This window comes from Limosilactobacillus reuteri subsp. porcinus (genome assembly GCF_036621895.1).
Classification (GTDB): domain Bacteria; phylum Bacillota; class Bacilli; order Lactobacillales; family Lactobacillaceae; genus Limosilactobacillus; species Limosilactobacillus reuteri_J.
Genome location: NZ_LN887364.1, coordinates 1 through 10,430, shown reverse-complemented (window position 1 = coordinate 10,430; position 10,430 = coordinate 1). Strand labels below are relative to the sequence as shown.

The following is a 10,430-nucleotide window of genomic DNA, read 5'->3' as shown; positions in this document are numbered from 1 at the left end:
GATTGGCTGGCCTGGCGTTACCTGATTTGGATCATTAGGCGTGATGGTTTGCGTCTTGTGCTTCAAGTGAACCACAAAGTCGTTGCCAGTCTTTTCGTAGACCTGACTGCCATCAGTGAAGTCACTGGATACCAATTCGTAGCCTTGGTCTTCGTAAGCCTTGATCTTATCTGCCGTCGTGTAGTTGATCTTGGAACCAATCTTACCGCTTGGCAAATTATCACTATCAAGTTCTACACCAGTAGTGTCATCGATGTACTTGATCGTACCCGATACTTGGTTGTTGCTGTAGGTTACCGTAACCGTTGTGTCGCCTTCACCAGCCGTAACTACTAGTGATGAAACATTAGCAATATCGACGTTATCATAGCCTACGGAGCTTGGATCTGCTGATTTAACGGCATCCAAGGTCTTTTCAATTGGCGTCCAGGCACGATCGGCACTTTCGGTGTCAACCTTGCCATCATTGTTGGTGTCGTAGCCCAGAATCTTGCCAGTTACCTTGTCAACGATAGCAGTCCGCGTAAATTCAGCAGTTTGAACGTATGAGCTCGTACCGTCCGGGGCACCATTAACCTTATTGCCGTTTTCGTCAACATAGTTAATCGTCCGCTTTACCGTAGCAGTCAAGTCATCCTTAGCAACACCATCTGGGTAGGTAACGTCACCCTTAGGATTGATTGGTTCGCCAGGAGTCTTAGGGTCAGTTGGCGTAACTGGCGTCGTTTGGTGACCATAGTAAACCTTTTCCGTTACGTTGGTCGTATCACCATCAACCGTAACCGCAGCTACCGAAGCACGATCTGGAGCCGTGTAACCGTAATCAGAAAGTTTGGCAGAATCCTGCTGCGTCCAAGTCTGAGCATCAACTTTCCAGCTGTCATCGATCGTGTAGCTAGAACCGTCAGCTGAGATCGTACCGTAACCGATAAAGTTATTCTGATCATCATAGATCTTGTTACGCGTCAGCGTTGCCGTTTGCGTAACCGTGCTTTCCAGATTAGATGGAATTGGTTCACCCGTTACACTGTCGTAGTATTCGATCGTCCGCGTAACATCCTTGGTTTCAGCTTCCGTGTGGTAAGTTACCTGTTCGTAAACATAGTAAACATCATTAACGTTGTTGGAGCTGATTCGGCCCGTTTCATCGGATGGAGTTACATTGTAAGTGTAGCCATTAACGGTCGTTGTACCAGCAGTCCCCATTGACTTGTCACTCTTAACGTAGCGGTAAGTCTTACCATTGACGGTAATCGTTTCTGGTTTATAGGTTGAACCAGATACATCATAGGAAGTGTTATTACCAGAGTTTTCATATGCCGTCGTTGGCGTTTGAATTACCGTACCATCGCTGGTTACGTAGTTGATGCGAACCTGACCTTGTGGAGCATAGTAATACTGAACCGGTTCTTGACCAGCATACAAACCATTGGCTAAAACAATTACAGTAAGATGTTTTTTGTACCCTGTAAGTTGTTCTTCAGTAAAGCCTGCATCAGTTATGTACTTTGTTCCGTTTGTACTGTTAATGTACCATGACTTACCAGAACCATTATTACCATTAGAAGCAAATGCACCAGGCGCCAATGAATCTGTAGAGAAAATTGTCTTCCAAATGCTTGAATCATCGATACTGTTAATAGTAATTGCGTTTCCATTAGCATCTTCTTTCAACGCAACCCTTAATTCAACTCTAGCATATCCGTCATCTGAAGTAACAACGTAAACTCTGGCAAGTTGAAGTTGATCAGATAATTCTAGATTACCGCTAACATATACATCACCAACATGATACGTCTTAGCCAAATTTCCAGTAGTCGAAGATGGGGTGCTGATCAAATCATAACCCTTGAATTCTCTAGAATCAGAGGCGGTATATTTGTAACCTTCACGTCCAGTTTCTTCGTATGTTGCCAAGATAGTTTCATTGCCAGCAGCATCCTTAGCAATATATTCAGTTTTAATGGTACCAGCAGCTGGATATGTCACTGCTGTATATGTTCCCGGAGTAGGATTACTGTCAATCTTACCATTGGTATAAATAGCTAATGCAGTCAAAGAACCGTTGTTGGGATTAATAGAGATACGAGAAGTAGAAGCAGTACCAACCTTAGTGTTAGTATACGTAATTTCATAATATTGAGTAACGTTATTTACTAGACTAGTTAACTCAAACCCATCTACGCCATTGTTAACTTTAACTGCACCCGAGTTAGGAGTTAAAGCCCGCTCCCATTTGACTGTATCAGTAGTTGCGTCAACTACTTGTACATATACAGTATCATCATATATACCATTCGTTGCATTCTTACTAGTCGAAAGACGAATATAGTAGTGAGTATTATTCTCACCGTTGTAAGTCTTAAATTTACTACTGTCAGTAACACCCCACTTGTCAAAATCGCCACCTAAGCTGACAATTCCAAACGTGTAGCGACCATCAGTTGGATCAGCCTTGTATCCAGACGGAATATTGCTTTCATCTGCAACAACACTTGCCCCGTTGGCATCGCTCATCCCAGGAGTCACGTCACTGTCAGTCAAGCCCTTAGCCTTACCTTCATCAGTAATCTTACCTTCCGCAGATGCTGCATCATCGCTGGCAGCCTGACTATTAGCAGTCGTAGCAGTTGAAGCATCAGTAGTTGCTGCTGAAGCACTGGAAGCAGCAGATGATGCCGTCGAAGCAGCCTGTGAGCTGTCCGTAGTTGACGTTGCAGCCGTTGCCGTTTGCGCGCTGGCTGCTGCTGAACTAGCCGCCGCACTGCTGGCAGCTGAAGAATTCGCGCTACTCAGCGTAACCGCACTGGCACTGGTATCATTGGCAGCGCTGTTTACGCTAGCCGTGTCAGCACTGGTATCCTTACCAGTCGTCGTGTCGGCAGATACTTGGCCATTGCTGAAAAACATTAATGTCCCCAAAAGCACGGATACCGTTCCGATGCTTAATTTACGCAGTGAGAACCGTTGAGCGCGATTGGCACTCTTTTGTTCCTGCATATATTTATTATTCTTGGAATACATATATGTAGACCTCCTAAATCTAAAATCTCAATATCGAATAAAGCTAATATCAAGGTTTTCTTGGCAGCTGCTAATCTGGTGAATTTTTTGTTAATCACTTTATAACTTATTTTCAAATTGGCAAACTTTTTTTGTCGCCTAAATTCGCTTTTAATTCGATAAGCAGATTACTTTTCAACACGACTTATTGTATATGGGAAATGGCTCTACGTCAAGTAGTGTTGATACGCAAATATGAATTTTCGCCAATTAAATAAATCCGCGTTTTAAATGCCGTAAAGTAACGATAACCACAGGCAAATCGTTTGATAGTTTTAATTCGATCATTAATCCCTTCGGTTCGACCATTTGAGAACTTCGTCTCAAAGCCACGCTTAATTCCCTCTTTAATAGCGCGCTAAAACTTGACAACGGTGGATTGTATAATGGCTGACACTGTCTGGCCGAAGTTTAAGTAATTGAAAGAAAGTTGTAAAATCACGTTGATTGTAAGCACGCTTCAAGGATTGAATAAAATTATAGGTGGCTCTTAACTCTTGGTCATATGCTAACATTAAGTCTAAGATCATAATGGAATTAACAACGCGATTAAAATAACGTCCTTCGTAATAAACTTTTGTACTTAAATTTTCCCGATCTTGAAGAAATAGCCGCCAATAACGTTTAAGGCGCCGAGCTTGTTTCTGCTCCGCAGAATCACCTTTTCGCAAACGATTGAAGACATGAATTCGCACATGATTCATCGTATCATTAAGGTATTTGGCAATATGAAAGCGATCATAGATGATTTGCGCACAAGGAAAAACGGTTTTAACTAGTTGATCATAAGCAGCGTTCATATCCATCACCAGATATTTCACCCGGCAACGAGCTTGACGAGTAAACTGTTGATAATGCTTAAATAAACTACATAATCGACGATCTTCAAGAAGCTCAAATAAGCAACTTTGATCACCATCAACGGCGATGAAACTCATCTTACCTTTAGCACTCCGCATTGACTTAAATTCATCAATACATAGCGTTTCCGGTAGATAGTTTAAATTCAGTTTATATTGATCGGCGAGGTCCAAAAGGACCCGCTGAACTGAAGCCTCACTGATAAATAAATCATGGGCAATATCTTTAATTGTTTGAATTCGAGTTAATTGAAGAATAACTTCACGCCTTAAATCGCGACTAATTGTCCGTTGCTTTTCAAAGAGATAACTAGTCGCATTAAATGTTGTATGACAGTCAGGACATTGAAACCGTTGGGTCTTAACGAGTAACACCAATGGCTGAGCCCTAAATTGACCATATTTGTGTTTAGCTTGATAAAACCCATATTTTAAGATTTGACCGCGATTAATAACTCCGCAGTTTGGACAAGCTCGCGGCGTATAAGAAAGGGTACAGGATATTTGCGCCACGCGAACATTTTTAATTACTTTATATTTAAGCCAATGATGAGGAAAATTTAAGTGAGGGTCTGTTAAATTGAGAAGAGTTCTTGTATCATTATCCATGGAGGTTACCTTCTTTACTATGTGATTTGGCGATTTCATTGTATCAGAGGGCATGCCTCTTTTTAGTTTAAAAACAAAAAATCTGGTATTGGTATAGAAAGTGATATTTCTATATCAACACCAGATATTGTAGAGCCCGTTTTTTCATATATTATATTTACGGTCCAACAATCGTTATGCAAAAAATGAAACTGGATCAGCGAACTCAAATCTGACATCAATTATTCATAAGTTACATAAAGATTCATCTGCTCACCAAAATATCTTTTGTTCTTCCAACCAGCTCCACTTAATTAAGCATCCAAAATCGAAGCAGATTGCCACGATGGATTTTCTAGCTTAACTTGTCTTTTTCAATTCAACATCGTTTTTTATGTCATTTGGAAGTTATCGTTATATAACCATCTTCACGAAAATTGACACAAGCTTAACTATATGATACAAAAAGTGTTGATTGAAATCTCGAGGTAAACTCATTTTACACAGCCTTTAGCGAGGTTAAATAAACAGATTATTACGTCATTAATGTGTACAAAATGGAGAATTGGTGTCGTATTGTAACAACCGTTCATTTATAGAATTTACCAGTTGATCAACTAAAGATACGATTAGTTCATTAAATAAAAAATCCATCAAGATAAGTTATGATTTCAATTAACTTTTCACTTGATATTTACACAAGCATACGTTTGAAATAAATTTCAGTTTGGATGTATCTGAAAGGATGAATCGATTATGACCGATATTCGCATTATCAATACTAAGAACCGCATTCGCATGGGGATGATCAATGCACTGAAAGAAAAGCCATTGAATGAAGTTACTACGAAAGACATTATCGAAGCAGCTGAAGTCAGTCGTAAAACTTTCTACACCTACTATAATGACCAAAACGATCTGCTCTTCGAAATCGAAAATGCCATGATTTCAGATTTGGTTGAAGGTATGAAGAAAGACCGAGAAGCAGTTACTCAGCTCGATAACACTGCTGACCAGGTTGAGATTGCCAAGCTGGCCGACCAAGCCTTTGTCGAAACCATCAAGGCCTGCGCTAAGCACCGTGAAGTTACTCGGATCCTGCTTTCTGCCAATGGTGACATTAACTTCCTTTCCAAAATCAAAAAGGCCGTTTATAAAGAACTCTTGGCACGGGCACCTAAACTGGTCGCAGCCAATGACCCATCCGTACAGAATCTTAAAAAACAATTGCCAGTCCGGATTCCGCTTGACTACCTGTTTGAGATCTATGTCGGCTTGATGGTCAACATTATTCAACACTGGCTGACTTCTGAAAACCCAATCTCACAGCGTCAGGTTCGTGGAATTATGGGAGCTGCTCAGATTCTCTCACCACTGCAGCTGCTTGCCTTTTCCGATCTGCCAGAAGATTTGAACGATATTGAAGACTACCAATTCTAAACATACATAAGAGGCTGGGAATTAACTGTTAATTCCCAGCCTCTTAAATAAAATCAATTTTTATTCAGCCCAACGTTTACCATTGATTCATCATTATGAATAAAGATAGCGCCACGGTTACCAGGACGCGTTTCCCAGCCTGTGATTGGTTCACCATTGAAGAAGAGTCGCTTAGCCTCAATTTCACCCATTACCGATTGATCAGTAAAAACAGTCACACTGCTCAAATCAGTCTCTAATGGGTATCCGGTCCGAGGATCTAGTAAATGGTGATAACGACGACCATTTTTGATCAAAAATCGTTCATAAATCCCAGATGTAACTGCCGAACAAGCCGGTTCGCGGACAGTTGCCAAATTTTCACCTCGATGCAGTTGCGGATCCTGCACACCGATGATCCACTGCCCATCATCCCGCCGTGGCGACTTACCAACAAATAAGAGATTTCCTCCTAAGTCGATAATTCCCGCGGGAACTCCAGCTTCAATCCAAAGATCCCGAATACGGTCCGCAATATAGCCCTTCGCAATTCCGCCAAGGTCTAATTCCATCCCCGGCTCTTCTAAATATACCGTCCGTGCTTCTCGGTTCAGCAATACTTTATAAGGGTCGATCAACTTCAACCGCTCTTTGATCTCAGCATCACTTGGCACGTGCGCCCCTGCAAAACCGATTTTCCATAATTTTACTAACGGGCCAATCAAAGCGTTAAAGCCAAAGTTTTCACGACTATATTTCACTGCCAGCTCAATGAGGTCAAAAGTCGTTGGCGATACCATTTTCGGAGTTTTCCCTGCACCATGGTTCACCGACATCACTTCTGATTCATTACGGTTAACCGTTAATTGGTCCTCATAGTGGTCAATTAGGTTCATTGATTTCTTTAACAATGAAAAATATTTGTTGCCAAAAATCGTTAAATTTATGCGAGTTCCGAGAGCGTGATGAGTCATCACATGCCGCTGCGCCATCAATTCATTATTCATAACTAGTTTTCGGATGCACCTGTTGTAGCATCTGCCTCATCATCATTTGCGTCTATGCTACCTGCATCTGATACGCCTGTTGTAGCGTCCGCATCAGTATCATCGTTTGCTGCTGGGGCTGGGCTCGCAACCACTTCACTAGCATTATCAGTGTTATCATCATCGCTTGATTCTGAAGCACCAGTTGATGCGTCAACACTGTCAGCTTCTTCACTGTTGTCGCTAGCATCTTCATGCTTAGATGCACCAGTGTTACCATCAGTACTCCATGCTCCATTTTCGAAGAGGTTAAGAATGTATTCCACACTACCAGTAAATTCGATGGTTCCAAGGTAATGACCATTAACATCACGTAAAGCGTAGTATTGGATCAATGAACGGTGACCATTCATCCATAATGGACGGGTAACAACATCCTTCTTACCTTCTCGGAAACTATTAATGATGCCCATTACAGCAGGTACAGCCAATGGTGGATGACATTCTTGAACAGTTTCACCAAGGGAAGCTACATTACGAACGTGTTCCCGGTTTGGCTTATCAGAGAACCATGCGAAATGGTCAGTACTGTCGATTAGGTCAATTTCAAATGGGATTGTACTGAAGATTTGTTGAACTTCTTTTAATGTCAACCGACCAGTAGGGAAATTAATGTAAGCTTCACTGATCGTTGGTTGTTTAACGGACATATCCAGTCCCTCCTTATTTGTATTTTCAAAGATTTGAATGTATTCCACAAAATGAGTAAAGCAGTCTTCAAGGTTATCTCGTGCTTCGGCATTAATTAACCGACCGTCTTTGGAGAAGGAATGACTAGCATTACCAATCAAAACTTCATTTCCTGGTAACAAGTTAGCATCACAATCAGGAGAAACCAGAATCTGACGCATTTGAACTTGCGATCTTGCAGAAGCTTGGCGTCCATAAGATACCCCGACAACCATGACGGGCTTGTGTTTTAATACATCAGTCTTGTAAGAAAGCCATTCTACTGTACTCTTTAAGGCCGCTGGAATTCCGTGGTCATATTCAGGAGTTGAGAAAATAACTCCGTCTGCAGCCTTAACTTTTTGCTTTAACTTCCATACCTCTGTTTGTTCAGAAAGAGGGGTATCAACGCTAAATGGTGGCAATTGGCTAATTTCAGCAATTTCAATATCAGCCATTTGACGGAAGTGCTTTTTCATGTATTTAAGCAAAATCCGGTTATATGAGAAATTGGCATTAGTTCCAACTAGAGCAAGAATTTTCATTACTTCTTCGCCTCCTTCTTTTCAGCAACCATGCGATTGATTGCCTTGGCGTAGTGTTTGAATTCACGCATACATTTTTCTAAGAAATGAACAGTGGTTTCGTTAGTAATAGCGCCATCTTTATCAATGATATTAGCAGCATCACTCATAAAGAACTCTTCGTTTTGGAAAATATAAGCATTAACACCTGGTGAGATTAAAATATCTCGTAATTGAACTTGGGAACGGGATGAACCTTGGTCATGGGTAGAAGCACCGATGATCATGACCGGCTTATTTTCTAATGGGTGAACTTCATAGGAAAGCCATTCGATTACACTCTTCAAAGCAGACGCAACAGAGTGGTTGTATTCTGGGCTGGCAATAATAACAGCGTCGGCGCTTGAAACACGACGATCAATATCAGCAACAACCTCAGGAATCTTTCCCTTATAATTTTCATTAAACATTGGCACTTGACGAATATCAATCACATCAATATCATCATCACTAAAATGACGGGCAATAAATTCTAATAACATCCGGTTGTATGAATGATTAGCATTTGACCCGGCAATTGCAGCAATTTTCAAACGTGTCACTTCCTTTAAGTTATTTATGCAACATTTCACATTGTTATTCTACTACATTTTACTCATTCAAAAAACATATTATTAGTAATATGCACACTTAATTAACTATTTCCATAATAACTGATTATAAGTTTGGCTAAGTTATCATTCCGAAAATTAATTACGCGATTTTTCATCTCTGACATATTTGTTCAGTGGTATTTGGAGATGTGCTAAAATATTAAACACATTGAATTAATAGAACGGAGAAATAATATGACACAAACTAAACAACATGAACAAGATGTTGATGTATGGGTTGGGAAGCGATTCCCACTCACGATTCGTCGCCTTGGCGTTAATGGGCACGGGATCGGCTACTATAAGCACAAGGTATGTTTCGTCCCTGGTGCCCTGCCAAATGAAGTCGTGGTCGCGGAAGTTACACGCGTTCTCCCACGCTATCTTGAAGCTAAAATTCACCGGATCCGGAAAAAGAGTCGGGATCGGGTAACGCCACGAGATGAGTACACTGATATCGCTGGTGGTTTTGAACTTGAAAACCTCGCTTACCAACAACAATTAAAGTTTAAACGGCAAGTAATCATCGATAGTCTCGAAAAGTTTCAACCATACGGCTACCGTAATTGCGATGTTCGCCCAACTATTGCAGCCCCTGAAGAATACGGTTACCGTAACAAGGCCCAGTTTCAAATCCGAATGGTCAATGGCAAAGTAGCAGCCGGTCTTTACCAGCCAAACAGTCATACCCTTGTTGATATGGAGACTTGTGCTGTTCAAATGCCCCGTACAATGGAGACAGTTCGCGCCGTTACAAAGATGATCGAAGATTTGCAAATCCCAGTTTATGATGAAAAGCACAATAGCGGTATCATCAAGACCTTAGCAGTCCGTGAATCATGGTCAACTGGGGAAGTCCAATTAACCTTCATTACTAATTCTGCTAAACTTCCTCACAAACGCGAATTGCTTGAACGCATTGAAAAAGAACTACCAGCAGTTGTTTCAGTTATGCAAAACGTTAACCCGGGTGATACACCCTTAGTTTGGGGTGATAAAATGATCCACCTTGCTGGAAAAGATTCAATTCTTGAAAGCTTGATGGGACTTGATTTTAAACTCTCGGCACGCTCCTTCTTACAACTAAATCCCGAACAAACAGAGGTATTGTACGAAGAAGCTTCTAAGGCCCTTGAACTAGACAAAGATGATACCTTAATTGATGCATACGCCGGGATCGGGACAATCGGTCTTTCCCTTGCATCGCGGGTAAAAGCTGTTCGCGGAATGGAAATTATCCCCGAAGCAGTTGCCGATGCTAACGAAAATGCCAAGTTAAATAATATTACTAACGCTAGATATGAAGCCGGCAAAGCGGAAGAAGTTCTTCCCCGCTGGCAAAAAGAGGGACTTAACTTTGATGCCCTTGTTGTTGATCCTCCACGAACTGGGTTAGATGACCAATTAATCAAGCAAATCTTAAAAGTTAAGCCGCGAAAGTTTGCCTACGTCTCATGTAGCATGGCTTCTCTCGCCCGCAACTTACGGCGATTAACTAGTGTCTATCACGTTGACTACATTCAACCAATTGACATGATGCCCCAAACAGCACGCTGTGAGGCAGTCGTGAAATTATCATTACGAAACGGAATTGAACTACTCCCACTT

6 protein-coding genes and 1 pseudogene are annotated in these 10,430 nt (G+C 41.3%); 2 read left to right on the top strand and 5 right to left on the bottom strand.

Annotation, left to right across the window (positions count from 1 at the left end; translation table 11 throughout):
• Both AACL61_RS03090 and AACL61_RS03080 read right to left on the bottom strand, forming a co-directional pair.
• Positions 1-3,024: mucin-binding protein (locus tag AACL61_RS03090; RefSeq protein ID WP_339110977.1), on the bottom strand; the 3,024-nt coding region annotated here is incomplete at its 3' end.
• A gap of 211 nt (positions 3,025-3,235) precedes the next feature.
• Positions 3,236-4,532, bottom strand: a pseudogene (locus AACL61_RS03080) (ISL3 family transposase).
• 735 nt (positions 4,533-5,267) lie between these two features.
• Here AACL61_RS03080 and AACL61_RS03075 point away from each other — a divergent pair.
• Positions 5,268-5,951 (top strand): TetR/AcrR family transcriptional regulator, encoded by a 684-nt coding sequence (locus AACL61_RS03075; protein WP_102816250.1) that lies wholly within the window; start codon positions 5,268-5,270, stop codon positions 5,949-5,951.
• Positions 5,952-6,004: 53 nt separating this feature from the next.
• Here AACL61_RS03075 and AACL61_RS03070 read toward each other — a convergent pair whose 3' ends face one another.
• Genes AACL61_RS03070 through AACL61_RS03060 form a run of 3 tightly spaced genes read right to left on the bottom strand, consistent with a single transcriptional unit; the run spans position 6,005 to position 8,762 of the window.
• Positions 6,005-6,937, bottom strand: coding sequence for an FAD:protein FMN transferase (locus AACL61_RS03070; RefSeq protein ID WP_102816251.1), 933 nt, complete (start codon positions 6,935-6,937; stop codon positions 6,005-6,007).
• A gap of 2 nt (positions 6,938-6,939) precedes the next feature.
• A complete protein-coding gene (locus tag AACL61_RS03065; protein WP_102816252.1) occupies positions 6,940-8,190 on the bottom strand; it encodes an NAD(P)H-dependent oxidoreductase in 1,251 nt (416 codons plus the stop codon).
• Positions 8,190-8,762 carry an NADPH-dependent FMN reductase gene (locus AACL61_RS03060; RefSeq protein ID WP_339110975.1) on the bottom strand — a complete coding sequence of 191 codons (573 nt, stop codon included), beginning with the start codon at positions 8,760-8,762 and terminating at the stop codon, positions 8,190-8,192. The genes AACL61_RS03065 and AACL61_RS03060 overlap by 1 nt, the downstream gene beginning before the upstream one ends.
• Positions 8,763-9,017: 255 nt before the next feature.
• On the opposite strand from AACL61_RS03060, the gene rlmD reads away from it, so the two are divergent.
• A partial coding sequence (gene rlmD, locus AACL61_RS03055) for a 23S rRNA (uracil(1939)-C(5))-methyltransferase RlmD (RefSeq protein ID WP_102816254.1) occupies positions 9,018-10,430 on the top strand: 1,413 nt, incomplete at its 3' end.